Origin of the sequence: Lentzea albidocapillata subsp. violacea (genome assembly GCF_900100275.1) — a bacterium.
Classification (GTDB): Bacteria; Actinomycetota; Actinomycetes; order Mycobacteriales; family Pseudonocardiaceae; genus Lentzea; species Lentzea violacea.
On record NZ_FNET01000008.1, the window covers coordinates 87,877 to 111,613 of the forward strand.

Annotated in this window: 24 protein-coding genes; 11 read left to right on the plus strand and 13 right to left on the minus strand. The window is 69.4% G+C overall.

What is annotated here, in order from left to right:
* Positions 1-11: 11 nt before the first annotated feature.
* Complete coding sequence (locus BLR21_RS43835; RefSeq protein ID WP_256334793.1) at positions 12-1,280, minus strand: GNAT family N-acetyltransferase; 1,269 nt, start codon at positions 1,278-1,280, stop codon at positions 12-14.
* Between the two features lie 19 nt (positions 1,281-1,299).
* Entirely contained in the window at positions 1,300-2,829 is a 1,530-nt protein-coding gene (locus BLR21_RS19315; RefSeq protein WP_090007227.1) for an ATP-dependent DNA ligase, read from the minus strand.
* 90 nt (positions 2,830-2,919) lie between these two features.
* Here BLR21_RS19315 and BLR21_RS42565 point away from each other — a divergent pair, with 90 nt between their 5' ends.
* The gene (locus BLR21_RS42565; RefSeq protein WP_176929700.1) at positions 2,920-3,057 is read left to right on the plus strand and encodes a hypothetical protein; all 138 of its coding nucleotides are present in this window, start codon (positions 2,920-2,922) and stop codon (positions 3,055-3,057) included.
* A gap of 17 nt (positions 3,058-3,074) precedes the next feature.
* Here BLR21_RS42565 and pdxR read toward each other — a convergent pair whose 3' ends face one another.
* Complete coding sequence (pdxR, locus tag BLR21_RS19320) at positions 3,075-4,427, minus strand: MocR-like pyridoxine biosynthesis transcription factor PdxR (protein ID WP_090007228.1); 1,353 nt, start codon at positions 4,425-4,427, stop codon at positions 3,075-3,077.
* A 47-nt stretch (positions 4,428-4,474) separates the two neighbouring features.
* Here pdxR and BLR21_RS19325 point away from each other — a divergent pair, with 47 nt between their 5' ends.
* Positions 4,475-5,431: a DMT family transporter gene (locus tag BLR21_RS19325; RefSeq protein ID WP_090007229.1), complete on the plus strand. Its 957-nt coding sequence runs from the start codon at positions 4,475-4,477 to the stop codon at positions 5,429-5,431.
* Between the two features lie 5 nt (positions 5,432-5,436).
* On the opposite strand, the gene BLR21_RS19330 is transcribed toward BLR21_RS19325, so the two are convergent.
* The 4 genes from BLR21_RS19330 to BLR21_RS19345 form a co-directional block, all read right to left on the minus strand.
* The gene (locus tag BLR21_RS19330) at positions 5,437-5,970 is read right to left on the minus strand and encodes a hypothetical protein (protein WP_143027772.1); all 534 of its coding nucleotides are present in this window, start codon (positions 5,968-5,970) and stop codon (positions 5,437-5,439) included.
* Between the two features lie 73 nt (positions 5,971-6,043).
* Positions 6,044-6,550, minus strand: a complete 507-nt coding sequence (locus BLR21_RS19335; protein ID WP_090007231.1) for a hypothetical protein — start codon at positions 6,548-6,550, stop codon at positions 6,044-6,046.
* Positions 6,551-6,560: 10 nt separating this feature from the next.
* Positions 6,561-7,115, minus strand: a complete 555-nt coding sequence (locus BLR21_RS19340) for a hypothetical protein (protein ID WP_090007232.1) — start codon at positions 7,113-7,115, stop codon at positions 6,561-6,563.
* Between the two features lie 56 nt (positions 7,116-7,171).
* Entirely contained in the window at positions 7,172-9,145 is a 1,974-nt protein-coding gene (locus BLR21_RS19345) for a thioredoxin domain-containing protein (protein WP_090007439.1), read from the minus strand.
* Between the two features lie 55 nt (positions 9,146-9,200).
* Between BLR21_RS19345 and BLR21_RS19350 the strand changes: the two genes are divergently transcribed.
* Genes BLR21_RS19350 through BLR21_RS19365 form a run of 4 tightly spaced genes read left to right on the plus strand, consistent with a single transcriptional unit; the run spans position 9,201 to position 14,372 of the window.
* Entirely contained in the window at positions 9,201-10,538 is a 1,338-nt protein-coding gene (locus tag BLR21_RS19350; protein WP_090007233.1) for a 3' terminal RNA ribose 2'-O-methyltransferase Hen1, read from the plus strand.
* Positions 10,538-13,006, plus strand: coding sequence for a polynucleotide kinase-phosphatase (locus tag BLR21_RS19355; protein ID WP_090007234.1), 2,469 nt, complete (start codon positions 10,538-10,540; stop codon positions 13,004-13,006). Before BLR21_RS19350 ends, BLR21_RS19355 begins: the two co-directional genes overlap by 1 nt.
* Positions 13,003-13,617, plus strand: a complete 615-nt coding sequence (locus tag BLR21_RS19360; RefSeq protein WP_090007235.1) for a nucleotidyltransferase domain-containing protein — start codon at positions 13,003-13,005, stop codon at positions 13,615-13,617. Before BLR21_RS19355 ends, BLR21_RS19360 begins: the two co-directional genes overlap by 4 nt.
* Positions 13,614-14,372 carry a nucleotidyltransferase domain-containing protein gene (locus BLR21_RS19365; protein WP_090007236.1) on the plus strand — a complete coding sequence of 253 codons (759 nt, stop codon included), beginning with the start codon at positions 13,614-13,616 and terminating at the stop codon, positions 14,370-14,372. The genes BLR21_RS19360 and BLR21_RS19365 overlap by 4 nt, the downstream gene beginning before the upstream one ends.
* Here the strand turns inward: BLR21_RS19365 and BLR21_RS19370 are convergent.
* Positions 14,369-14,611 carry a hypothetical protein gene (locus BLR21_RS19370; protein ID WP_256334819.1) on the minus strand — a complete coding sequence of 81 codons (243 nt, stop codon included), beginning with the start codon at positions 14,609-14,611 and terminating at the stop codon, positions 14,369-14,371. The two genes, BLR21_RS19365 and BLR21_RS19370, sit on opposite strands and share 4 nt — an antisense overlap.
* Before the next feature lie 35 nt (positions 14,612-14,646).
* Positions 14,647-15,516, minus strand: a complete 870-nt coding sequence (gene mca, locus BLR21_RS19375) for a mycothiol conjugate amidase Mca (protein ID WP_090007238.1) — start codon at positions 15,514-15,516, stop codon at positions 14,647-14,649.
* Between the two features lie 96 nt (positions 15,517-15,612).
* Between mca and BLR21_RS19380 the strand changes: the two genes are divergently transcribed.
* Together BLR21_RS19380 and greA are read left to right on the plus strand one after the other, a co-directional pair.
* Positions 15,613-16,035, plus strand: coding sequence for a DUF4307 domain-containing protein (locus BLR21_RS19380; RefSeq protein ID WP_256334794.1), 423 nt, complete (start codon positions 15,613-15,615; stop codon positions 16,033-16,035).
* Positions 16,036-16,219: 184 nt separating this feature from the next.
* Positions 16,220-16,717 carry a transcription elongation factor GreA gene (gene greA, locus BLR21_RS19385; RefSeq protein WP_090007240.1) on the plus strand — a complete coding sequence of 166 codons (498 nt, stop codon included), beginning with the start codon at positions 16,220-16,222 and terminating at the stop codon, positions 16,715-16,717.
* Between the two features lie 27 nt (positions 16,718-16,744).
* Here greA and BLR21_RS19390 read toward each other — a convergent pair whose 3' ends face one another.
* Positions 16,745-17,254 (minus strand): Lrp/AsnC family transcriptional regulator, encoded by a 510-nt coding sequence (locus BLR21_RS19390; protein WP_090007241.1) that lies wholly within the window; start codon positions 17,252-17,254, stop codon positions 16,745-16,747.
* Positions 17,255-17,328: 74 nt separating this feature from the next.
* Between BLR21_RS19390 and hppD the strand changes: the two genes are divergently transcribed.
* Both hppD and BLR21_RS19400 read left to right on the plus strand, forming a co-directional pair.
* Positions 17,329-18,510 carry a 4-hydroxyphenylpyruvate dioxygenase gene (hppD, locus tag BLR21_RS19395; RefSeq protein WP_090007440.1) on the plus strand — a complete coding sequence of 394 codons (1,182 nt, stop codon included), beginning with the start codon at positions 17,329-17,331 and terminating at the stop codon, positions 18,508-18,510.
* Positions 18,511-18,642: 132 nt separating this feature from the next.
* Entirely contained in the window at positions 18,643-18,885 is a 243-nt protein-coding gene (locus BLR21_RS19400; RefSeq protein ID WP_090007242.1) for a hypothetical protein, read from the plus strand.
* A gap of 51 nt (positions 18,886-18,936) precedes the next feature.
* Here the strand turns inward: BLR21_RS19400 and BLR21_RS19405 are convergent, their stop codons facing one another.
* The 3 genes from BLR21_RS19405 to BLR21_RS19415 all read right to left on the minus strand — a co-directional run bounded on the left by BLR21_RS19405 (position 18,937) and on the right by BLR21_RS19415 (position 22,713).
* The gene (locus tag BLR21_RS19405; RefSeq protein ID WP_218130907.1) at positions 18,937-20,082 is read right to left on the minus strand and encodes a cystathionine gamma-synthase; all 1,146 of its coding nucleotides are present in this window, start codon (positions 20,080-20,082) and stop codon (positions 18,937-18,939) included.
* A 114-nt stretch (positions 20,083-20,196) separates the two neighbouring features.
* Positions 20,197-21,252, minus strand: a complete 1,056-nt coding sequence (locus tag BLR21_RS19410; protein ID WP_090007244.1) for an RDD family protein — start codon at positions 21,250-21,252, stop codon at positions 20,197-20,199.
* A 90-nt stretch (positions 21,253-21,342) separates the two neighbouring features.
* Entirely contained in the window at positions 21,343-22,713 is a 1,371-nt protein-coding gene (locus BLR21_RS19415) for a cystathionine beta-synthase (RefSeq protein WP_090007245.1), read from the minus strand.
* A gap of 119 nt (positions 22,714-22,832) precedes the next feature.
* On the opposite strand from BLR21_RS19415, the gene BLR21_RS19420 reads away from it, so the two are divergent.
* Positions 22,833-23,705, plus strand: coding sequence for an SGNH/GDSL hydrolase family protein (locus tag BLR21_RS19420; protein ID WP_090007441.1), 873 nt, complete (start codon positions 22,833-22,835; stop codon positions 23,703-23,705).
* The last annotated feature ends 32 nt before the right edge of the window (positions 23,706-23,737 follow it).

Sequence of the window (23,737 nt, forward strand, 5' to 3'; positions counted from 1 at the left end):
CGGCGAGGACGTCACGGCGTCCAGACGTAGCCGGTGGTCGTGGTCACCACGACGAATCCGAGGCGTTCCAGGATCGGCCTGCTGTCTTCCGTAGCGTCGACCTGCAAGTACTTCAGACCTCGTTCGATCGCGACGCGCGCACGGTGCGCCACGAGCGCGCGGTAGATGCCCTTGCCCCGCCAGGCAGCGAGCGTGCCGCCGCCCCAGAGTCCGCCGAACTCCGTGCCCGGCACGATCTCCAGCCGCGCCGACGACACGACCTGACCGTCCGCCTCGGCGACCACGACGACCGTGTTCGGGTCGTCCTGCTTCTCCAGCAGGTAGTCGGCGAGCCAGGTGCTGTCCCTGCCGAACACCTCCGTGGCCGTGGCGGCGAGCCGATGCAGGTCGGCTTCCTCCTTGGTCTCGCGCAGGACGATGCCGTCTTCGAGGCGGACCGGCCCCGCCATCTCCTCGGCGAGCCCGATGAGCACGGTCTCGCGCCCCTCCGAGACGAACCCCGCCAGCTCCAGCCGTTGCGGCAGGTCAGCGGGCCTGTCGTGGCCCCAGGTCTTCCACTCGAAGGCCTGGCCGCGGGCAGCGAAGAAGTCGCGCTGACGTGCGATCACCGCGTCCAGTTCGGCGCCGTCGAGGCGGAGGTGGGGCGGGCCCGCGACGAAGCCCCGGCGGTGGCCCCAGGCGACCCGGAACACCTCCGAGTCCCGCACGGCGTCGGGATACGCCTCCCACTCGGCGGAGCGGGCCTGGGTGTCGAATGCGCTGAGCAGCGCGGAAGCGTCGGTCACCGGCTTGACGCTATTGCCGGGCGCTGACGGCCGCACTCGATTTTCGAACCAGAGCCGCCCGAGCGTGAGCACGCTGACCGGCCACTTCTCGGTGAGCACCCGCTGGAGGCCGGGGTGCTCTGAGCCGGTGATGCGGGGCAGCCACTCCCCTGGTTCTCCGGCGAACGTCACCGAAGCGCCGTAAACCTCCGGCCAGGGCTCGACCACGTCGAGCAGGTGGCCCTTGGCCGTCGCGCCACTCCAGTCGCCTGCCTCGAGCTCCGCGCCGAGCCCGCTCCCTTCGTCGAAGTCGACGACGACCCAGACCTCGAACGACACCGTGTCCCCGCTGTCGAGGCTGATCGGCAGGACGACGCGGATCGTCATGCCGAAGTCCTGCACGGCGAGGACCCGGCCGTCGTACCAGCTCAGCGTCGCGCCGCGGTCCAACTCCGGCCACTGCGCGAAGTCGTCCGGCTCGGCGTAGACGCGCCTGAAATCTTCGTTCTCCCCCACGCCACCACGCTAGCGGCGGTCAGCCCTCGGGATTCGGTTGTGCGGTGGGCAGGAGTGCCCTCACCTCCTCGATAGTGGTCGCCTCCGACGGGTCCTTGTCCGGGCGATAGCGGACGACGCGGGCGAACCGCAGCGCCACGCCGCCGGGGTAGCGCGGCGAGACCTGCACGCCGTCCAGTTCGATCTCGATCACCAGGTCCGGACGGACCATGACCACCCAGTCGTTCTGCTCGGTGGCGATCTCCCGCAGGGCTTTCGTCTGCCACTTCAGCAGCTCGTCGGTGAGGCCCTTGAAGGTCTTGCCGACCATCACCGGCGGGCCGCCGTCCGGGTCGCGGGCGCCCAGGTGCAGGTTCGACAGCCAGCCGCGGCGACGGCCGCTGCCCCACTCGACGCCGAGCACGACCAGGTCGAGCGTGTGCACCGGCTTCACCTTCTGCCAGGCGCTGCCTCGACGGCCTGCCGCGTAGGGCGAAGCCAGCGACTTGACCATCACGCCCTCGTGGCCCGCGGCGAGCGCTGCGGTGACGACCTTCGCCGCTTCCTCCGGTGACGGGTCCAGCACGCCTGGGATGACGTGCTCGCCCGCCACCTGCCGCAGCGCGGCCAGGCGGTCGCGCAGCGGCTCGTCGAGCAGGTCCTTGCCGTCGAGGTGCAGGCAGTCGAAGAAGTACGGGTGCAGCAGCAGCTCACGTTCGTCCTGCGCGCCGAACCTGCTCATCGTCTCCTGGAACGGCCGGGGTCTCCCTTCGTCGGTCAGCGCCAGCGTCTCGCCGTCGAGCACCACCGACGTGCACGGCAGGCCGCGCACGAGCTCGACCAGTTCCGGCACCGTCTTGGTGATCTCGCGCAACGTGCGCGTGTAGACGTGGACCTCGTCGCCGGAGCGGTGCACCTGGATGCGCGCGCCGTCGAGCTTGTGCTCCACCACGCAGCTGCCGAGCTCGGCCAGTGCCTCGTCCAGCGACTCCGCCGGCGAGGCCAGCATGGGCCGCAGGGGACGCCCGACCTCCAGCCGGAACGCCTCCAGCACGGGGGCGCCGCCCTCCAGCGCGGCCACCGCGGTCTCCGGTAATCGGCCGGACAGCATGAACGCCCGCCGCACCGTCTCACCCGGCACGTCCGCGGCCGAGGCGATCGCGTCCAGCATCACGCCCTCCAGCGCGCCCTGGCGGAGCTCACCGGTGAGCAACCGGCGTAAGAAGTCCTGCTCCGCCTCGGTCGACCGCGCGAACAGCGCCGTCAGCAGGCCGGCCCGGCGCTGCGCCGAACCCTTGCCGGACGTCGCCGCCACCTCCGCCAGCGCGGCGTCGACCTCGGCGATCGTCAGTTCGGCGCGGGCCGCGGGCGGCACGGACAGATCGACGACCGTCCGCCAGCCCGCACCGATGCGACCCTGCCGCGGTGTGCCTATGAGGAACGACACCACCGCGACCACCACGTCTGCCGTCGCCGCGCGCAGCAACGCGGACAACGCCTTGACCTTGGCCAGGCGTGACCGGGTCGCCGCCACCGCGGCTGACGTGTCGACCACTTCGGAGAGGAGCACGGTTCAATGGTGCACCCGAGCACTGACAATTTCTGGAGGCTCGGGCTAGGCTGGCGGGGACAACCGTTCTACCTGGGGGTTTACCGCACTATGCGTGCATTCATCGCTGCCGCGCTGCTCTTCGCGGCCGTCGCCGTCACGTCCTTCGCCGGTCCCGCCACCGGAGATCGCGAACACATCCTCGGCTCTGACGCCGACGTGAGTGCCAAGCGGGAGCACATCCTCTAGTGGTGTGGGTCGCGCCGCTACGCGACCGCGACGTCGGCGATCTCCCTGACCGCCTCGCGTAGACGGTCAGGGGTGAGCGCCGCGTAACCGAGCACCAAACCGGGCCACATGGGCGTGCGCGTGTACTGCGCCAACGCCCAGACGTGCACGCCACGCTCCGCAAGCCTGCTCTTCAACGCGAGGTCGTCCGTCCCGTCGGGCATGCGCAGCACGACGTGCAACCCGGCCGCGACACCGATGGGCTGCCATGCGGGCAGGTGCTCCGCCACGGCCTCCAGTAGCGCGTCCCGCCTCTTCCGGTAGAGCGCGCGCGTACGGCGCAGATGCCGGTCATAGCCGCCCGTCCGCAACAGGTGCGCGAGCGCGGCCTGCGGGATCGTGCCGGTGCCCATGTCGTTGTACTGCTTGCGTTGCACGATGCCTTCGCGCAGACGTTCCGGCACCACCAGCCATCCGAGGCGCAGCGCGGGCGCCAGCACCTTGCTCGTCGTGCCCTGGTACACCACGTGTTCGGGCGCGAGGGCCTGCAACGCCCCCAGGGCCGGCCGGTCGTACCGGTGCTCGGCGTCGTAGTCGTCCTCGATGATCAACGCGTCCCGCTCGCGCGCCCACTCGACGAGCGCCCGCCGCCGTTCCGGGTGCAGCACCATGCCGAGCGGAAACTGGTGCGCGGCAGTGACCAGCACCGCTTTGCAGTCCGTTTTGGACAGAAGGTCGACCCGGATGCCCTTGTCGTCCACCGGAACCGGCACGGTGACGAGACCATGCGAGCGCAGCATGTTCTCGCCGCCGAAGTGGCTGGGTTCCTCGATCGCGATGCTGCCGTTCACGATCCGGGCGGTGAGCTGCAGGCCGTCCGCCGCGCCGTTGGTGATCACCGCGTCCTTCGCGACCACCGCCCGGACGCGGGAGAGGTAGTCGACGATCTCCTTGCGCAGTCCCAGAAAGCCGGCCGGGTCGGGGTAGGCGAGGTCGTCGTCGGGGAGCTCGGCGAGCGCCGCCCGATGAGCCGCCACCCACTCGGCGCGCGGGAACGCGCCCAGCGCGGGCAGGCCGGGCCGCAGGTTGTACCGCCACCGTTGCGGCGGCTCGGGCACGCCGCACGCACCGGCCGGCCCGAGGCTCGCGACCGTCGTCCCCGACCCGCGCCGCGTCGTGAGGTACCCCTCCGCGACGAGCTGCGTGTACGCCGACGTCACCGTGCCGCGCGCCACCCCGAGCTGCGCGGCCAGGTCACGGCTCGACGGCAGCCGTGTGCCGGGCAGCAGCCGCCCGTCCCGGACAGCCCGGCGCAGTTCGGCTTCCACCCCGCGACGCTGCTGGTGCTCCGGCAACAGCAGCTCGCGAAAAGTGGTCCAGTTCGTGGTCATCGAAGTGGAGCTTAAACCTGGACCAGTTCGGCGCAAGGCTCTGAGGCATGAAACTCGGGGTGGCCGCGGGAGCGACAGCGGCAACGATCGTCGGCGCGTCCGTGCCGATCACGGGCATGCTGGAGGGCTACCCGGTCCTGACCGGCCAGGCCATGCGCTACGCCCTCGGCGCGGCCGTGTTGCTGCTGGTGGCACGCCGTTTGCCGATGCCATCGTGGCGCGACATCCCACCGTTGCTCGGAGTGGTCGTCACGGGCATGCTCGGCTTCAACGCCGTGCTCATCGCCGCCCAGCAGTACGCGGAACCGGGCTTCGTCGCCGCCGTCATGGGCGGTGCGCCCATCGCACTGGCACTGCTCTCGCGCCAACGAACCGCATCCGCCGTGGTGGGCGCCGTAGTAGTGGCGGCAGGCATCGTGCTGTTGTCCGGCGGCGGCTCGTGGCACGGCCCAGGCCTTGCGCTGGCATTGATCACAATGGCCGGCGAGGTCTGCTTCACCTTGTTCGCCGTGGGAGTCGTACGGCGCCTCGGTGTACTCGGCGTAGCAACCTGGACGTGCATCTTGGCGACGGTGATCGGCGCCGTGCTAGGCACGTTCTTCGGCGGCTGGCAGATGCCGAACGCCCGGCAGGGCTTCTCGCTAGCGCTGCTGGCCGTGGTGGTGACCGCGCTGGCCTTCGGGCTCTGGTACTTCGCCGTGAACCGCCTGGGCTCCGACCGCGCAGGCGTGCTCATCGGCCTGATGCCGGTGTCCGGCCTGGCAACCTCCGTGCTGCTGGGCGCGCAGGAACTCTCTCTCGTGTCCGTCGCCGGCGTCACCACGGTCGCACTCGGGTGCGTCATCGGGCTCCGGCGCGGAACGCACGAGCCAGAGAGGACACACGATGCAGAGAAGACACACGACACAGACGGAGCCCACCACACACACGACGCGGGCCGGGTACCCCCAAAATCAACAATAGCGAACGGGTCTGACACTCCTGCTGAAGTTGTTGCGCCATAAGGGTGTCAGGAGTTGGCGACCACGACTGCCATCTGCCGGATGATCGCCCGGGAGTCGCCGGGCTCGGCACAGACCCGGTCGAAGATGTCCCGCTGCGCCGCCGTGAACCGACCCCGCTCCAGCAGCGCAACGGCAAGGCTGTGCACGTCGACGTCTGCAGAAGCGCCCTTCGAGTACCAGAACCACACGGCGTGAAGGGCGGCCTCGCGCGGTGCGCCGTACCAATGCGAAGGCTTGTTCGGGTTGGGTGCGGAAGGATGCGGCACCCGGTAACCCAGGCGCTTGGCATGCCGTCGGAGAACGCCGTAGGCGCGAAGGTCAGCCTGCCAAGCGGCGTGACTGGCGGTCAGCAGTTCCAGCGCCACGGGCAGCAAGGCCGGGTCGCGCGTGAAGTCGCCGGCCACGGACTGCAGAAAGCTGAACGACGCCTCGAAACCAAGCGGCCGATAGTGCCAAAGGCACAGGCGCAGGGCGTTGACGCGATGACCCGGCGGCAGCGAGCTGTCGAGGGCTTTCCTCGCTTCACTGGAAAAACTCACGAGCTGACCTTCGCGAGCCAGGAAGCTGCCTCATCAGCGGGCAGCACGCGCGCAACGTCGACGAGAGGCGTCATCATCGGATCGACGCGGCCCGCGTTCCACGACCGCAGGTACGCCGGCGGGTCCAGCACGACGACCCTGCGGCCCTCGAACGACGGGATGTCGGACGGCCCTCGTTCCAGATCGTGGCGCCGGACGCGTCGGAAAGCTGGAACTGGCCCTGGATTCCGCCCTCAGGTTCGAGGTCCGGGCCCACGGACGCCGCCTCCACCCACAAGGCACGGCGGCCAAAAGGCGTTCGCGGTGCGGCAGGCCGGCGCAAGGGCAGGAGAAGTGCGCGCTCCCAGGCCTCGCCTTCACCGCGTTCTGGGGCTTCCACCACGCGCAGGACCAACGGTTCGCATGTGCCGATGCAGCACAACAGGTTGCCGAGCAACTCGTGAACCTGGACGTCCGGCGACGAGGACAACACCAGGGCCGCCGCCGACATCTCGTCGGACGAACGGCCCTGGCCCTCGTTGACGAACGTTTCGAACGTGCCCGGCTCGCCCCAAACGACCGCGACCGACGTCAGATCCACGCGCAGGACACTAGGCCAGATCAGGCCCCTGCGAACGGAGATCGTCGACCTTCGCCATGGCATCGCGCAGTTCGCCGAGCCACGTGTCCGCGTGCTCGCCGACCAGGCGCACGGCCCATGCCAACGCGTCTGCGCGTGAGCGGGCCACGCCAGCGGCGACCAGCGTGTCGAGCACCTGGCGTTCTGGCTGACGCAGGCGCGTCATGACTGGCACGGCCAGGTGCGTGAACAGTTCGCGCGTGCTGCCCAGAGAGGCACCCCAGGCGACTTTGCGGCCGTAGCGGTGCTCGGCCTGGCGGGCGATCTCGATGCGTTCGTCGCGTGTCTCCTCGCGCCAGCGCGAGATGCGGCCCGACTCGGCCGCGGAGCGGGAGGCGTCGTCGAACTCGCCCTCCAGCGGCGTGAGCGTGCCGATGACCGTGATCTCCTCGCGGTCGACGATCACCTCCGCGGCGCCGGTGAACCAGCCGTCCGGGAGCCTGCCCGCGAACCACGCCGCCGCGTCGTCGGCCGGGGGCAGGTCAGCCTGCTGCCACCCGCCTCTTCCTCGCCATCCACGTCCCATTACAACCACCCCTGATTACATGATTACGTTGTAACCGACGTTACGCCTGCAATCAGTCAGGGAGTGTTCGCCGTCAGCGAAGTGACCAGGGCATCTACCGACACGACGGGCCGGTCGCACACGTAGCCGCGGCACACGTAAGCCGCAGGACCTTCGTCGACCAGCGGACGGTCTTCGAGCAACGGCACGGACGCCGGCTCTCCGGCCACGACGACGCCGCCTCCGGGCACATGGGCGACCGCCGCCGCCCACAGCGACGCACGGCGCGTGTCGTCGGCACCCACCACCGCCACCTGCAACGGGCCCGCGACCAGCGCCTCGGCGACGGTGAGCCAGTGGCCGGCGAACCGAGGTGCCCGCGCGGCCAGCAGACCGGCCCGCGTCACCGCCTCCGAAGCTGCGGTGAAGTAGCGCGAGGAACGGTCTGCGCCGGACAGCAGGGAAGCCGTCAGCAAGGCCGAGGCCAGCGATGACGCACCGGAGGGCGACGCGTTGTCGGTCGAGTCCGCAGGACGCCGGACCAGCGCCTCGGCATCGTCGGCGGTGTCGTAGTAGGCGCCGGGAGAGTCCGGCACGGCGAACCGCGCGAGAGCGGTGTCGAGCAGGCCGCACGCGAGGTCGAGCCACCGGATCGAGCCGGTGACCTGGTGCAACGCCAGCAGGCCGTCGGCGAGACAGCCGTAGTCCTCCAGCACGCCGAACGACGGGCCCGCGACGCCGTCGCGCGAGGTCCGCAGCAGCCTGCCCTCGACCAGGTGCACCGAGGCGAGCAGCGACGCCGCCTCCGAAGCCGCCGAGATCCACGACCGCTCACCGAAGAACGCGCCCGCCTCGGCCAGCGCGGCGATCGCCATGCCGTTCCAGGAGGCGATCACCTTGTCGTCACGGCCGGGCTGTGGCCGCAGAGCGCGCTTCGCCAGCAGCGCGGCCCGCACCTCCTCCCCCGGCTCCGACACGAACTGCAACGTGGACTTGCCGTCCTCGAAGTTCGGCTCGGCGGTCACGCCGAAGGCAGCGGCCGCCGAACCGAGCTCCTCGAACGACCACACGTACGTCAGGCCTTCGACACCGGCGGTGTCCGCGTCCAGCGAAGCCGCGAACCCGCCTTCGGCCGTCCGCAGGTCCCTGAGCAGGAACGAAGCCGTGTCCCTGGCGACCCGCTCGTAGCGCGCGGAACCCGTCACGCGAGTCAGGTGCGTGTAGAAGCGGAGCAGCAAACCGTTGTCGTACAACATCTTCTCGAAGTGCGGCACCACCCACGAAGCGTCGACGCTGTAGCGCGCGAACCCGCCGCCGAGTTGGTCGTAGAGCCCACCGTCGGCCATCGCGTCGGCCGTCGCGGTCGCCATCGACACTGCCTCGACCGAACCGGTGCGTTCGTGGTGGCGCACCAGGAACTCCAGCGCCATCGACGGCGGGAACTTCGGCGCGCCACCGAACCCGCCGTTGCGCCGGTCGAACTCGCCGAGCAACGACACCACCGCGCCCGCCAGCACGTCCGCGTCCACAGTAGACGGAGGCAAGGGCGAGGCGTGGCGTGAGATCTCCTCCACCACAGCGGAAGCCGACTCCAGGATCTCGCCGGGCTGCGCCGCCCAGGTCGCCGAGACGGCCTCGATGAGCTGCCGGAACGACGGCATGCCAGGACGGGGAGCAGGCGGGTAGTAGGTGCCGGCGTGGAACGGCCGCGCGTCCGGCGTGAGAAACACCGTCATCGGCCACCCGCCGTGACCGGTCATGGCCTGCGTGACCTCCATGTACACGGCGTCGATGTCCGGTCGTTCCTCGCGATCCACCTTCACGGACACGAAGTTCGCGTTCAGGAACGCAGCAATCTCGGCGTCCTCGAAAGACTCGTGCGCCATCACGTGGCACCAGTGGCAGGCCGCGTAGCCGACGGACAGCAGCACCGGCACGTTGCGCCGTCGTGCCTCCGCGAACGCCTCCTCGGTCCAAGGCCACCAGTCGACCGGGTTGTCCGCGTGCTGCAGCAGGTAAGGGCTGGTCGCGTCCGCAAGCCGGTTAGTCATGCGAACCACACTAAATGAGCAGCGCAGAGGCCGAATCTCGATCAGACTCAGGCCCGTGTTGCTCACCATGACCACGACGCACCAGCCGGCGACCGACCTGGGCCACCTGCTGCACAAGCATCCCGGCCGGGCTCAGTCCTTCACGACGAGCTCGGGCGTCGCGCACGTCTTCTACCCGAAGGCGACGAACGAGGAATGCACGGTCGCCCTCCTGCTGGAGGTCGACCCCATCGCGCTCGTCCGAGGTCCTGGCAGCACGCTCACCCAATACGTCAACGACAGGCCCTACGCGGCCGGATCGTTGCTCACGGTCGCACTCGGCAGCGTGTTCCGCACGGCCATGAACGGCCGCAGCGAGAGCTACCCCGAACTCGCCGCGACGCCGATCCCGCTGGTCATCCGCATTCCCGCGCTGCCGCACCGGCTCGCGGCGCGGCTGTTCACGCCACTCGGCTGGGCCGTCGAGACGACCGGGCACGGCGATTCGCGCTTCGGTGACGTGACGCTGACCGGCACCGTCAAGCTCAGTGACGCGCTGAAGCACCTCTACGTGCTGCTGCCCGTGCTCGACGGCGGCAAGCACTACTGGGTCGCGGCCGACGAGGTCGACAAGCTGCTCAAGGCCGGTGACGGCTGGCTGGCTGCGCACCCGGACAAGGAGCTGATCACCACCCGGTACCTGGCGCGCAAGCGACCGTTGATCACCTCGGCCCTGGAACGCCTCGCGGACGTCGACGAGGTCGAGCCGGAGGAGCTGGACAACGCGCTGGCCGAGCCGAAGATCTCCCTTGCCGCACAGCGCAAGGAGGCGGTGGTCAAGGCACTGAAGGAGGCCAGGGCCAAGCGCGTGCTCGACCTCGGCTGCGGTGGCGGGGCGCTGCTGCGCGCGCTCGTCGGCGAGCCGGAGTTCACCGAGATCCACGGTGTCGACGTGTCCGCGAAGGCGTTGCAGGAGGCCGCGCGCAAGCTGCACCTGGATCGCATGGGCGATCGTCAGCGCGAGCGGATCACGTTGCGGCAGTCGGCTTTGACGTACGCGGACCCCGAACTGGCCGGCTACGACGCGGCGGTGCTGATGGAGGTCGTCGAGCACGTCGACCCGTCGCGCCTGCCCGCGCTGGAGCACTCGGTCTTCACCGTGGCACACCCGGCGACGGTGCTGGTGACGACGCCGAACGTCGAGTACAACGTGCTGTTCGAAACGCTGCCGGAAGGTCAGCTGCGGCACTCCGACCACCGTTTCGAATGGACTCGTCAGGAGTTCCAGGACTGGGCGAACGGCGTCGCGGAACGCCGTGGCTACGCAGTGCGCTTCGTGCCGATCGGGCCGGAGGACGCCGAACGCGGCGCGCCGACCCAGATGGCCGTGTTCAGCTCGGGAGACGTGAACTGATGGAACTGAAGATCCCTGACCTGTGTCTGGTGGTGCTCGTCGGCGCCTCCGGTTCCGGCAAGTCCACGTTCGCGCGCAAGCACTTCCTGCCCACGCAGGTGTTGTCGAGCGACTACTTCCGCGGGCTCGTGGCCGACGACGAGAACGACCAGTCGGCGTCCGCGGCCGCGTTCGACGTACTGCACTACGTGGCCTCCAAGCGGCTGGAAGCAGGGCGCGTCACCGTGATCGACGCGACGAACGTGCAGCCGCAGGACCGCGCCCAGCTGGTCGCGGTGGCGCGCAAGGCGAACGTGCTGCCGGTCGCGATCGTGCTCGACACTCCGACCGAGGTGTGCCTGGCGCGCAACGCGCAGCGCCCCGACCGCGATTTCGGCGCGCACGTCGTGAAGCGGCACCGGTCGGCGTTGCGCCGCTCGCTGAAGTTCCTCGGCAAGGAGGGGTTCAAGCGCGTTCACGTGCTGCGCTCCGAGTCCGATGTGGACAACTCGACGATCGTGTACGAGCGTCTGCTCAACGACCTCAGGCACGAGACCGGCCCGTTCGACGTGTTCGGTGACGTGCACGGTTGCCGCGCGGAGCTGGAGGAGCTGCTCACCGAACTCGGCTACACCCTGGTGCGTGACGACGAGGGCCGTGCGGTCGACGCCGTTCCGCCGAACGGGCGCAAGGCCGTGTTCGTCGGCGACCTCGTGGATCGCGGCCCGGACACTCCGGGCGTGCTGCGTCTCGTGATGGGCATGGTCGCGGGCGGCCACGCCTTCAGCGTGCGCGGAAACCACGAGGAGAAGCTCGTACGGGCGATGCGCGGCCACAAGGTGACGGTCCGGCACGGGCTGGAGAAGTCGCTGGAGCAGCTCGCGCACGAGACCGAGGAGTTCCGCCACGCCGCGACGAAGTTCTGCGACAGCCTGGTCGCGCATTACGTGCTGGACGGCGGAAACCTCGTCGTCGCGCACGCCGGACTGCCCGAGCGCTACCACGGCCGTGCGTCCGCGAAGGTCCGTAGTTTCGCCCTGTACGGCGACACGACGGGCGAGACCGACGCGCACGGACTGCCGGTGCGCCTGCCGTGGGCGAACGACTACCGCGGCTCGGCGATGGTGCTGTACGGGCACGTCCTGACGCCCGAGGCCGAGTGGATCAACAACACCATGTGCCTCGAGACGGGCGTGGTGTTCGGCGGCAAGCTGACCGCGTTGCGCTACCCGGAGAAGGAGCTCGTCTCCGTCAAGGCGCATCAGACCTGGTACGAGAACGACGCGCCGTTCCCGCCGAAGGCCGTCGAACGCGCGCCGGACGTGCTGGCGCTCACCGACGTCACCGGCCTGCGCCGGATCGACACGTCGCTGATCGGTGCCGTGACGATCCGCGCGGAGCAGTCCGCTTCGGCGTTGGAGGTCATGAGCCGGTTCGCGATCGACCCGCACGACCTGATGTACCTGCCGCCGACGATGGCGCCCACCGCGACCTCGCAGCGCGACGACGTGCTGGAGCACCCGGAGGACGCCTTCGCGGAGTACCGGGCCGCTCAGGTCGGGCAGGTGATCTGCGAGGAGAAGCACATGGGCTCCCGCGCGGTGTTGCTGGTGCGCAAGGAAGGCGGCGCGATCTACACGCGCACCGGCCGTGCGTTCTTCGACGGCGCGCTGGGCACCGAACTGCTGGACCGCGTGCGTTCGGCGTGTGCCGGTCTGTTCGACGAGCTCGCCACGGACTGGCTGCTCGTCGACGCCGAGCTGATGCCGTGGAACGCCAAGGCCTCCGGCCTGATCCGCGAGCAGTACGCGGCGGTCGGCGCGGCGGCTGGTGGTGCGCTACCAGTGGCGGTCGAGGCACTGGCGGCAGCCGCGGCACGTGGTGTCGACGTCACGGAACTGTTGGCGCGCACGACACAGCGCGCCTCGAACGCCGCCGCCTACAGCGCGGCGTACGAGCGGTACTGCTGGCCCACCGACGGGCTGGAGGGCGTGCGGATCGCGCCGTTCCAGCTGCTCGCGGCCGAAGGTCAGACGTTCCACGACCGTTCGCACCTGTGGCACCTGGAGACGCTGGGCAGGCTCGAAGGACCGTTGTTCCAGCGGACCCGGCACCTCGTGGTCGACGTGAACGACCCTTCGCAGGTGGCCGCCGGCGTGAAGTGGTGGGAGGACCTGACCGCGGCCGGCGGCGAGGGCATGGTCGTGAAGCCGCTGGCGAACCTCGGCGGACGCGTGCAGCCGGGCGTGAAGGTGCGCGGGCGCGAGTACCTGCGGATCATCTACGGCCCGGACTACACGTCGCCCGAGAACCTCTCGCGGCTGCGCAAGCGTTCGCTCGGCCGCAAGCGCGGACTCGCCCTGCGTGAGTACGCGCTGGGCATCGAGGCCTTGGAACGCCTCGTGCGCGGCGAACCCCTGTGGCGGGTGCACGAGTGCGTCTTCGGCGTGCTCGCGCTGGAGTCGGAGCCGGTGGACCCACGACTGTGATCCTCGAAGCCGTGATCGGCTCGCACGCCTACGGGCTCGCGAGCGCAGAGTCTGATGTGGACAGACGCGGGGTGTTCGTCGCGCCCACGGAAGCGTTCTGGCGCCTGGAGAAACCCCCGACTTCGGTCGAGGGACCAGATCCGGAGCAGCTCAGCTGGGAGGTCGAGCACTTCTGCAGGCTGGGCCTCAAGTCGAACCCGACGGTGCTCGAGACGCTGGTGAGCCCGCTGGTCGAGGTCAGCACGCCGATGGGAGAGGAGCTGCGGGACCTGTTGCCCGCGTTCCTCTCCCGGTACGCCGTGCGAGCGTTCACGCGCGCGACGGAGATGCAGCTCTCGCGCGCGGGCCGCAACCTCAAGCCGAAGCAGCTCATGCACGTCGTGCGGTTGCGGCTGGTGGGGTTGAACCTGCTGCGCACGGGCCGTTACGACATCACGGCGGACCGCTCGTTGCTGAAGATCCGCGACGGCTCGATGGCCTGGGACGACGCGGTGGCGTGGGCGCATCGGCTCGGCGACGAGATCGCGCACGCTGAAGGCCCGCTGCCGGAGGACCCTGATCGGGCAAGGGTCGAGGACTGGCTGGTGTCGGTGCGCAGGAGGATGTTGTGAGTTACGAGGTACCCGACCTGAGTGCGGTGGTCGCCGAGCAGTCGCACAACCTGCTGTTCGCGACCGTGTCCGGCGCACACCTGTACGGCTTCCCGTCGCGCGACTCGGACGTGGACCTGCGCGGCGTGCACGTGCTGCCGCTCGCCGAGGTCCTCGGGTTGCGGCACGGTCCGGAGACCAAGGAACGGATGTGGGTGCGTGACGGCGTCGAGATCGACCTGGTCACGCACGACGTGCAGAAGTTCTGTCGGCTTCTGACCCGCCCGAACGGCTACGTGCTGGAGCAGCTGCTCTCGCCGTTGGTCGTGCACACCACGGAGGCGCATCGCAAGCTCGCTGCCCTGGCCGCGGGGTGCCTGACCTCACGGCACGGGCACCACTATCGAGGGTTCGCCGCCACCCAGTGGCGGCTCTTCGAGAAGACCGCGGAGATCAAGCCGCTGCTCTACACGTTCCGCGCGCTGCTGACCGGCGTGCACCTGCTGCGCACCGGCGAGGTGAACGCGCACCTGCCGACGTTGCTGGAGGACCTCGACGGCCCGGACTACCTGCCGGGACTCATCGAGGCCAAGATCCTCGGCGAGCACCGGGCGCTGGCCGGGGTGCCGGGCAGGCCCGCTCCCGAACGGCTGGAGGCGGACCTCGCGCACTGGCACGAGGAGCTGCGGCAGGCGCGGGAGACCAGCGACCTGCCGGTGGAGCCGCCGGCCTTCGAGGAGGTCCACGACTTCGTGGTGGACCTCAGGCTGCGCTAGTCCTTCTCCTTCGTCGCGGAAGGCTCGGCCGGGGTTTCCTTCGAGACCTCGGCCGGCTCGTCGAACGATGCGGGCAAGCCCTTGATGTGCTTGTTCATCGACTTGACGAGGAAGAACACCGCGATGAAGAAGACGATCAGCAGGACAAGGCCGACCGGGGAGGACTTGCCGAAGTCCTCGCCCTGGCCGCCCTTGTCGTCGTCGTTCGTGTTCGACGGCTGCACGGCGACCAACGCCACCGTGCTGCCGACGGAGAAGTCTGGGGAGAGCACCCCTAGACCTTAACTCCGGCGAACAGGTCGTTCTCCGGCAGCGTCGAGTCGACCAGGGAGCGGACGAGCTCGTACTCCTCGGTCGGCCAGATCTCGCGCTGCAGTTCCATCGGGATGCCGAACCAGCGGCTGGTCGGGTCGATCTGGGTGGCGTGGGCCTTCAGGGCCTCGTCGCGGACGTCGAAGTAGTCCGCGCACTCGACCTGGGTGGTCACGCGGTCCATCACGTCCGGACGGTCGGTGCTCCAGTTCGCGAGCCACTCGGTGTACGGCGACTCCATGCCGCGAGCCTCCATCGCCTCGTGGAACGCGAGGATCTTGGCGCGCGAGAAGCCGTGCCCGTAGTAGACCTTCCGCGTTTCCCAGGCCTCGCCCAGTTCGGGCTGGTAGGCCGGGTCGGCGGCCGCGTCCAGGGCGGCCATCGAGATCTCGTGCGTGCGGATGTGGTCCGGGTGCGGGTAGCCGCCGTTCTCGTCGTAGGTCACCACGACGTGCGGGCGGAAGTCGCGGATGGCCTCCACCAGGGACGGCACCGACTCCTCCAGCGGCACGAGGGCGAAGCATCCCTCGGGCAGTGGCGGCAGCGGGTCGCCCTCGGGGAGGCCCGAGTCCTTGAAGCCCAGCCAGCGGTGCTGGATGCCGAGAATCTTGGCCGCGCGGGCCATCTCCTCCCGGCGGACCTCGATGATGTTCTCGAGCACGTCCGGCCTGTCCATGGCCGGGTTGAGGATGCTGCCCGCACCACCGTCGGTACAGGTCACGACCATCACGTCGTGCCCTTCGGCGATGTAGCGAGCCATCGAGGCCGCGCCCTTGCTCGACTCGTCGTCGGGATGTGCGTGCACTGCCATAAGGCGCAGCTTGTCGGCCATGACCCCCGTGGTCCTCCTGTGTGAATGGTCCTGCGACACTCATCAACTGAACGCCGGGCACCATTGTTCCCCAGAGGCCGAGGAGGGCGCGGAGAAGTGGCACAACGCGTGCTCCCCGAGGGGCGCTACCACAAGCGGGGCCGTAAACCGCTGGCAACGTGGGCGCGCTGGGCATTACTCGCTGTAGCCGTCGCGGTAGGTGCCGTCATCGCCTTCGTCGGTTACCGAAATCTCGGCACAAAGCCGATCGAGGCGAAGCAGACCGCGTTCATCCTCCTCGGCGACGACCAGGTGAAGGTCAGTTTCGAGGTTTCTCGAGATCAACCGGAGCGTGCGGCCGTCTGCATCATTCGGGCCCGGTCCAAGGACGGGGACGAAGCGGGCAGACGTGAGGTTCTGGTTCCGCCGGGAAATGACGTCGTCGTGGAGACAACCGTTGTCCGCACCTCGAAGCCGCCGGTCACCGGCGAAGTGTTCGGGTGCTCCTACCAGGTTCCCGCCTACTTGTCCACGAGCTAGCGGCCAAGCGGGTGATCTGCGGTTTAAACGGCGAGATGGGGAACAAATCGCCGTCGCTGAACGTTGTCTACGTGTTACTATTGCCGCTCAAGCACGGCCCCGGCGCGGGCCGTGTTTTTCCGTTCCGGGCCCACGGCCCGGGAACTATCTGGGGCACACGCGTGCGCCGGAGCAAGACGAGGAGTTGGTGACCGTGAGCGACACCCAGGTGACCTGGCTGACCCAGGAGGCCTACGACCGGCTCAAGGCTGAGCTGGACGAACTCATCGCGTACCGCCCGGTCATGGCTGCCGAGATCAACGCCCGCCGCGAGGAGGGCGACCTCCGCGAGAACGGTGGCTACCACGCGGCTCGCGAGGAGCAGGGCAAGCAGGAGGCGCGCATCCGCCAGCTGCACGAGCTGCTCCAGGCCGCGAAGGTCGGCGAGGCCCCCACCACCAAGGGTGTCGCGGCACCGGGCACAGTGCTCACGATCCGCTACGAGGGTGACGACGAGACGGAGACTTTCCTCCTCGCCACCCGCGAAGAGGGCGCGCACGGCGAGATGGAGGTCTACTCCCCGCTTTCGCCGCTCGGCAAGGCCCTGAACGGCGCCAAGGACGGCGAGACCGTGTCCTACGAGCTGCCGAACGGCAAGCAGCAGAAGGTCACGTTGATCTCGGCGGTTCCTTACCAGTCGTAGTCACGCCATAAACCTGCGAAAGGGCGGTCACTTCGGTGGCCGCCCTTTCACGCGTTCCAGCAATGGCCGCACACGTGGAGGCACCGGCGTCGACAACGCAATGGAGGTCGACAGCCTCCGGACGTGAGGGACGTCGACGATGTGATCCACCACGCGCTGCAGGTCCGCATTCGACCTCGCGACCATTCGCACGAACAGATCGCCCTGTCCCGTCGTCGCGTGCACCTCGCACACCTCGCTGATCGCGGCCAGCCCCTCGCACACCTCGGCCCGGCGTCCCTGCGCGATCTCCACCGTCGCGAACGCCGTCAGCCCGTATCCCATCGCGCCGAGGTCGAGCGCCGGCGGGAACCCGGTGAGCACTCCTCGCTCGACCAGCCTGTCCAGCCGGGCCTGCACGGTTCCCCGTGCGACGCCCAGCCGGCGGGAGCATTCGAGGACGCCCAGCCGGGGCTCGTCCGTCAAGAGCAGAAGCAGCTTCGCGTCGAGTTCGTCCACGGGCTGGTCAGAGTGCTCACCCTGCTGATCCAAAGGCATAGATCACTATACAAAGTGTCCTGTGAATTCGCTGACTGTTGCTCACCCTGTCGGGTCGAATCATGCTGATGGGCATGACGCAGCAGCTTGACGACGTGAGCTACGACCAGCTCCGGCAGCTCGTGGGGTTGGTCGACTACGACGCGACCAAGGACCCCTTCCCCGTGCGCTCCATGGACGCTGTGGTGTTCGTCGCGGGCAACGCCACGCAGACCGCGTGGCTCTACCAGGTGGCGTTCGGCATGGAGCTCGTGGCCTACGCGGGCCCCGAGACCGGCCAGCGCACCCACAAGTCGTTCGTGCTGAAGTCGGGCTCGGCCCGCTTCGTGATCCACGGCGGCGTCACGCCCGGCTCCGAACTCCTGGACCACCACCGCCGACACGGCGACGGCGTGATCGACCTGGCGCTGGAGGTCGGCAACGTCGACCAGTGCATCAAGCACGCCCGCGAGCAGGGCGCCACCGTGCTGGAGGAGCCGCACGACATCACCGACGAGCACGGCACCGTCCGTCTCGCCGCGATCGCGACGTACGGCGAAACCCGCCACACGCTCGTCGACCGCTCCAAGTACACCGGCCCCTACCTGCCCGGTTACGTGGCGCGCAGCTCGTCCGTGAAGCGCCCGGAAGGCGCCCCGAAGCGCCTCTTCCAGGCCGTCGACCACTGCGTCGGCAACGTCGAGCTCGGCAAGATGGACTACTGGGTCGAGTGGTACAACCGCGTCATGGGCTTCGTGAACATGGCGGAGTTCATCGGCGACGACATCGCCACGGACTACTCGGCCCTGATGTCGAAGGTCGTCTCGAACGGCAACCACCGCGTGAAGTTCCCGCTGAACGAGCCGGCGATCGCGAAGAAGAAGTCGCAGATCGACGAGTACCTCGAGTTCTACGAGGGCGCGGGCGTCCAGCACATCGCGCTGGCGACCAACGACATCATCACCACCGTCACGGCCATGCGCGACGCGGGCGTCGAGTTCCTCGAGACCCCGGACTCCTACTACGACGACCCGGCGCTGCGTGCGCGCATCGGCGAGGTCCGCGTCCCCATCGAGACGCTGAAGGAGCACCGCATCCTCGTCGACCGTGACGAGGACGGCTACCTGCTGCAGATCTTCACGAAGCCGATCGGCGACCGCCCGACCGTCTTCTACGAACTGATCGAGCGCCACGGCTCCCTGGGCTTCGGCAAGGGCAACTTCAAGGCACTTTTCGAGGCGATCGAGCGCGAACAGGAGCGACGCGGCAACCTCTAGTGTCCTGCGCCGGAACGGTGCAGCGAGGCGCCCTGCCGAGCGTGGATGCGCCGCCGACGTGCCGAGTCACGCCACTGATGGCGATCCCCCGGTAGGCTGCCTCACGGGGGACTCACATCGGGTGGAGGTGGCATGGCATTCGCGCGACGCGTGGCCGCGGTGATTCCGCTGGTCGGAGCCGTGACCACGGCTGTGGCACTGACCGGCGCGGCGTTCTTGACAGTGGCGCACGCGGGCTGTGACGAGGCCGGCCGCTTCGTCCGCAGCGGCGAGACGATCCAGTTCGTCGGCGGCTGTGTGAACGGCGCCGACCTACCGTCGGCTCCGACAGCCGAGGCCGAGAACGTGGACAGGTTCGGCTCGAAGAAGCCGTGACAGACGCAGAAGGCCCCTCCCGCGGGAGGGGCCTTTCGCATGCCCGGAAACTCAGCCCAGCGCTTCGAGCAGGTCAGCCACCAGGTCGTCACCGGACTCGATGCCCACCGACACCCGCACCAGATCCGCGGGCACCTCCAGCATCGACCCGGCCGTGGAGGCGTGCGTCATCTTGCCGGGGTGCTCGATCAACGACTCGACCCCGCCCAGCGACTCGGCCAGCAGGAACAGCTTGGTCCGCCCACACACCTCGAGCGCCGCCTCCTCGCCACCGTCGACGATGAACGACACCATGCCGCCGAACCGGCTCATCTGCTTGGCCGCGACCGTGTGGCCGGGGTGCGACTCGAGGCCGGGGTAGATGACCTTCTTCACGCGCGGGTGCCGGGTCAGGGCCTCGGCGACCAGCTCGGCGTTGTCGGAGTGCTTGTCCATGCGCAGCTGCAGGGTCTTGATGCCGCGCAACGTCAGGTAGGCGTCGAACGGCCCGGGGACCGCGCCGGCACCGTTCTGCAGGAACGCGAACGCCGCGTCCAGCTCCTCGTCGGAGGTGATCAGCGCGCCGCCCACGACGTCGGAGTGACCGCCGATGTACTTGGTCGTCGAGTGCAGCACCACGTCCGCGCCCAGCTCCAGCGGGGTCTGCAGGGCGGGCGAGGCGAAGGTGTTGTCCACCACCAGCTTGGCGCCGGCGCCGTGGGCGACCGAGGCGATCGCCGCGATGTCACCGATGTTCAGCAGCGGGTTGGTGGGCGTCTCGATCCACACGAGCTTCGTCTCGGGACGGATGGCCGCGCGGATGGCGTCGACGTCCGAGACGGGGGCCGGCGAGTGGGTGATCCCCCACTGCGAGAAGACCTTGTCGATCAGCCGGAACGTACCGCCGTAGGCGTCGTTCGGGATGACGATGTGGTCGCCGGGCTTGAGGAACGTGCGCAGCGCGGCGTCGGTCGCACCCATGCCGGAGGAGAACGCACGGCCGTAGCGGCCGCGTTCGAGCGACGCGAGGCACGTCTCCAGTGCACGGCGGGTGGGGTTGCCGGTGCGCGAGTACTCGAAGCCCTCACGCAGGCCGCCCACGCCGTCCTGGGCGTACGTCGACGTGGCGTAGATGGGGACGTTCACCGCACCCGTGGTCGGGTCCGGGTCCTGACCGGCGTGGATCGCCCTGGTGGCGAAGCCGTATGGGGTGCTCATGTTCGAAGGGTACTCACCCATCTGGCCGCCGACCGCAAGAGTCCAGGCAGTGAAAACGGACCAGCCCCCGGCCGAGGTGGCCGGGGGCTGGACTTCGATCCACGCTTCTGGGCTCTACCAGCCCTGCTGCTGACCGCCGTAACCCTGCTGCGGAGGCTGGCCGTAGCCACCCTGCTGCGGGGCCTGCTGCTGCGGGTAACCGCCGGTGCCGGGCTGCTGCGGGTACCCGCCGGTGCCGCCGTAGGGCGACGCGGTCTCCGGGGCGTTGATCACGATGGACTTCATGATCTTGTCGGCCCAGGTCTGCTTCTTGGGCTCCCAGAGCGGGGCGAAGAAGCCCGCGTAGCACGGCAGGGCGTCGACGACGTGGCACAGCTGGCGCACGAACGTCGTACCGCCGCCCAGCGGCTGCATGGTCTCTTCACCGACCAGCTTGATCTTCGCGACCTTCTTGCCGATCGACTGACCGGTCTGGCCCTGCTTGATCACCGTGTTCCAGATGATGAAGCCGAAGTTCGCCAGCCAGATCGGGATGGCGAGCAGCGCGAGACCGGGGGCGTCGGACGCCACCGCGATGCCGACGACCACGTAGTACAGGATCAGCGTGACGACGGTCGGGGCCGCGATGTCGATCAGGTAGCCGACGAAGCGCGAGCCCCATTCGGCGTAACCGGTCGGAGGCGGCGGAGCCATGCCATAGGCGGGCTGGCCGTAGCCACCGGGCTGGCCGTAGGCCTGCTGCTGCGGCTGGCCGTACGGGTTCGGCTGCGGAGCACCGTAAGGCTGCTGCTGCGGAGCACCGTAGGCCTGCTGCTGCGGCTGGCCGTACGGGTTGGACTGCGGAGCGCCGTAAGGCTGCTGCGGAGCACCGTAGGCCTGCTGCGGAGCGCCGTAGGCCGGCGGCTGGGCGGGGAACCCGCCGGAGCCGGGGCCCTGTGCCGGGAAGCCACCCGAGGCGGGCGGCACCTGACCGGGGCTGACGACCTGGGTGGCGTCCGCGTTCTGCTGCGGTGCGGCAGGAGCGTGCCCTGGCGAGACGACCTGCGTCGCGTCCGGGTTCGGGTTCGCCGCGGACGGCTGGCCACCCCCCGGGACGATCTGCGTTGCGTCCGCGTTGGGCTCCTGCGGCTGACCGCCGAACGGATTTCCTGGCGGCTGCGGAGCGTTCATCCGGTTTCCAACCCCCTTGGCTGGGCCGTGTACGAGTGAGACTGATGATGATCTGGGGCGTCACGCTATCGGACGCACCGGCTCCTACGCTCAGCGACCAGCCAAGAACCCCAGAATGTCCTGCCGAGTTACGACTCCGGCAGGCTTTCCGTCCTCCAGTACGAGGGCGGCGTCGGCGTTCGAGAGCGCGTTCATGGCGATGCCGACCGGCTCACCAGCGCCGAGCGTCGGCAGCGGCGGCGACATGTGCTTGTCCAGGCGGTCGGACAGCTGGGCCTTCCCGGTGAACAACGCGTCGAGCAGGTCGCGTTCGTTGACCGCGCCGGCGACCTCGGCGGCCATGATCGGCGGTTCGGCGTTGACGACCGGCATCTGCGAGACACCGAACTCGCGCAGGATCGCGACGGCGTCACCCACCGTCTCGTTGGGGTGCGCGTGCACGAGGTCGGGGAGCATGCCGCCCTTGCGGCGCAGCACGTCGCCGACGGTCGCGCCGGTCGAGTCGGGCGGCAGGAAGCCGTAGGACGCCATCCAGCGGTCGTTGAAGACCTTGGACAGGTAGCCGCGGCCGCCGTCCGGGAGGATCACGACCACGACGGCGTCCTCGGGCAGGTCCTTCGCGACGCGCAGCGCGGCGGCGGCCGCCATGCCGCAGGAACCGCCGACGAGCAGGCCCTCCTCGCGGGCGAGGCGGCGGGTGATGTCGAACGAGTCCGCGTCCGAGACCTCGACGATCTGGTCGCAGATGGTCTTGTCGTAGGCCTCGGGCCAGAAGTCCTCGCCGACGCCCTCGACCAGGTACGGACGGCCGGTGCCGCCGGAGTAGACGGAGCCTTCCGGGTCCGCGCCGATGACCTTGACGGCGCCGTCCGAGATCTCCTTGAGGTACCGGCCGGTACCGGAGATCGTGCCGCCGGTGCCGACGCCCGCGACGAAGTGCGTGATCCTGCCGGCGGTCTGGCGCCAGATCTCGGGGCCGGTCTGGTGGTAGTGGCTCGCCGGGTTCTCCGGGTTGGAGTACTGGTCGGGCTTCCACGCGCCGGGGATCTCGCGGACGAGCCGGTCCGAGACGTTGTAGTAGGAGTCCGGGTGCTCGGGCGCGACGGCCGTCGGGCACACCACGACCTCGGCTCCGTAGGCCTTGAGGACGTTGCGCTTGTCCTCGCTGACCTTGTCCGGGCACACGAAGACGCACTTGTAGCCCTTGCGCTGGGCGACCAGCGCGAGGCCGACGCCGGTGTTGCCCGAGGTCGGCTCGACGATCGTGCCGCCGGGCTGCAGCTCACCGGACTTCTCGGCCGCCTCGACCATCCGCAGTGCGATGCGGTCCTTCACGCTGCCGCCGGGGTTCAGGTACTCCACCTTGGCCAGCACCGTGGCCTTGATCCCCGTGGTCAGGGAGTTGAGCTTGACCAGCGGCGTGTTGCCGACCAGATCGACGACGTGCTCGACGTACTCCACCGGTATCTACTCCCCTGCTCCCACTCTCCGAGATAGCGGAACGAAGCGTAGCTCTAGTGGCTGCGGAGGTTAACTCGAACGGCGGCGCCGACGATTCCGAGGGGAAGGGGGTGGCGCCGATGATCGGACTGCGGACGCTGCGAGCGGTGGCGATGACCGCCGCGACGCTCGGAGGGCTCTCGGGCGCGCTGGTCGGTCTGCTCACTGAGCAGGGACGACGTGCCCGCGTGGCCATCGGTGTGCTGGAGCATCTCTGGCCCGCACCGGACGGCGTGTACCTCGACGACGGCGGTGATCCGCTGCGGCTGGCGGTGCTCGGCGACTCGATGGCGGTGGGTGTTGGTGTGACCCATCCCTCGCAGATGCCGGGCGTGTTGCTGGCCCAGGCGCTGGCCGAGGAGGCAGGCCGGCCGGTGCGCCTGTCGACGTACGCGATCAGCGGCTCGACCACGCGTGACCTGGTGCCGCAGGTCGACGCGGCCGTGCGGGACGTGCCCGAGGTCGCGTTGATCATCATCGGCGCGAACGACGTGACGTCGCGGATGGGCACCGCCGAGTCGGCCCGGTTACTGGCGGAGCAGGTGGGCAGGCTGCGCGCGGTCGGCTGCGGCGTCGTCGTCGGCACATGCCCCGACCTCGGGATCGTGCGGCCGATCCCCCAGCCGTTGCGGATGGTCGGGCGCCGGTACAGCCTGCGTCTCGCGGCCGCGCAGACCGCCGCGGTGCGACGGGCGGGCGGCGTGCCGGTGTCGCTCGGGAACCTCCTCGCGCCGGAGTTCATGGCGCGGCACGCCGACATGTTCAGCTCGGACCGCTTCCACCCCAGCGCGATCGGTTACGAGGCCGCGGCCGGCGTGCTGCTGGCGCCGTTGTGCCAGGTGGCGGGGCTGTGGCCAGGCTGGGTCGCGCCCGTCGTACGGCTGCCGTCCGCGGCGGCGCTGGCGGTGCGGCCGTCCCGCGTGCCGGCGTGGCTGCAGAAGCGGCACGCTTGAGTTTCGGAATTCTCGTCACTCGCGCTGGCCGG

Excerpts from the sequence above, each read along its gene's own strand:
- BLR21_RS42565 (WP_176929700.1), top strand. The coding sequence starts at position 2,920 with ATGCGTGCATTCATCGCTGCCGCGCTGCTCTTCGCGGCCGTCGCCGTC.
- pdxR (WP_090007228.1), bottom strand. The coding sequence starts at position 4,427 with ATGACCACGAACTGGACCACTTTTCGCGAGCTGCTGTTGCCGGAGCAC.
- BLR21_RS19325 (WP_090007229.1), top strand. The coding sequence starts at position 4,475 with ATGAAACTCGGGGTGGCCGCGGGAGCGACAGCGGCAACGATCGTCGGC.
- BLR21_RS19340 (WP_090007232.1), bottom strand. The coding sequence starts at position 7,115 with ATGGGACGTGGATGGCGAGGAAGAGGCGGGTGGCAGCAGGCTGACCTG.
- BLR21_RS19345 (WP_090007439.1), bottom strand. The coding sequence starts at position 9,145 with ATGACTAACCGGCTTGCGGACGCGACCAGCCCTTACCTGCTGCAGCAC.
- BLR21_RS19355 (WP_090007234.1), top strand. The coding sequence starts at position 10,538 with ATGGAACTGAAGATCCCTGACCTGTGTCTGGTGGTGCTCGTCGGCGCC.
- mca (WP_090007238.1), bottom strand. The coding sequence starts at position 15,516 with ATGGCCGACAAGCTGCGCCTTATGGCAGTGCACGCACATCCCGACGAC.
- BLR21_RS19390 (WP_090007241.1), bottom strand. The coding sequence starts at position 17,254 with ATGCCTTTGGATCAGCAGGGTGAGCACTCTGACCAGCCCGTGGACGAA.
- hppD (WP_090007440.1), top strand. The coding sequence starts at position 17,329 with ATGACGCAGCAGCTTGACGACGTGAGCTACGACCAGCTCCGGCAGCTC.
- BLR21_RS19400 (WP_090007242.1), top strand. The coding sequence starts at position 18,643 with ATGGCATTCGCGCGACGCGTGGCCGCGGTGATTCCGCTGGTCGGAGCC.
- BLR21_RS19405 (WP_218130907.1), bottom strand. The coding sequence starts at position 20,082 with ATGAGCACCCCATACGGCTTCGCCACCAGGGCGATCCACGCCGGTCAG.
- BLR21_RS19410 (WP_090007244.1), bottom strand. The coding sequence starts at position 21,252 with ATGAACGCTCCGCAGCCGCCAGGAAATCCGTTCGGCGGTCAGCCGCAG.
- BLR21_RS19420 (WP_090007441.1), top strand. The coding sequence starts at position 22,833 with ATGATCGGACTGCGGACGCTGCGAGCGGTGGCGATGACCGCCGCGACG.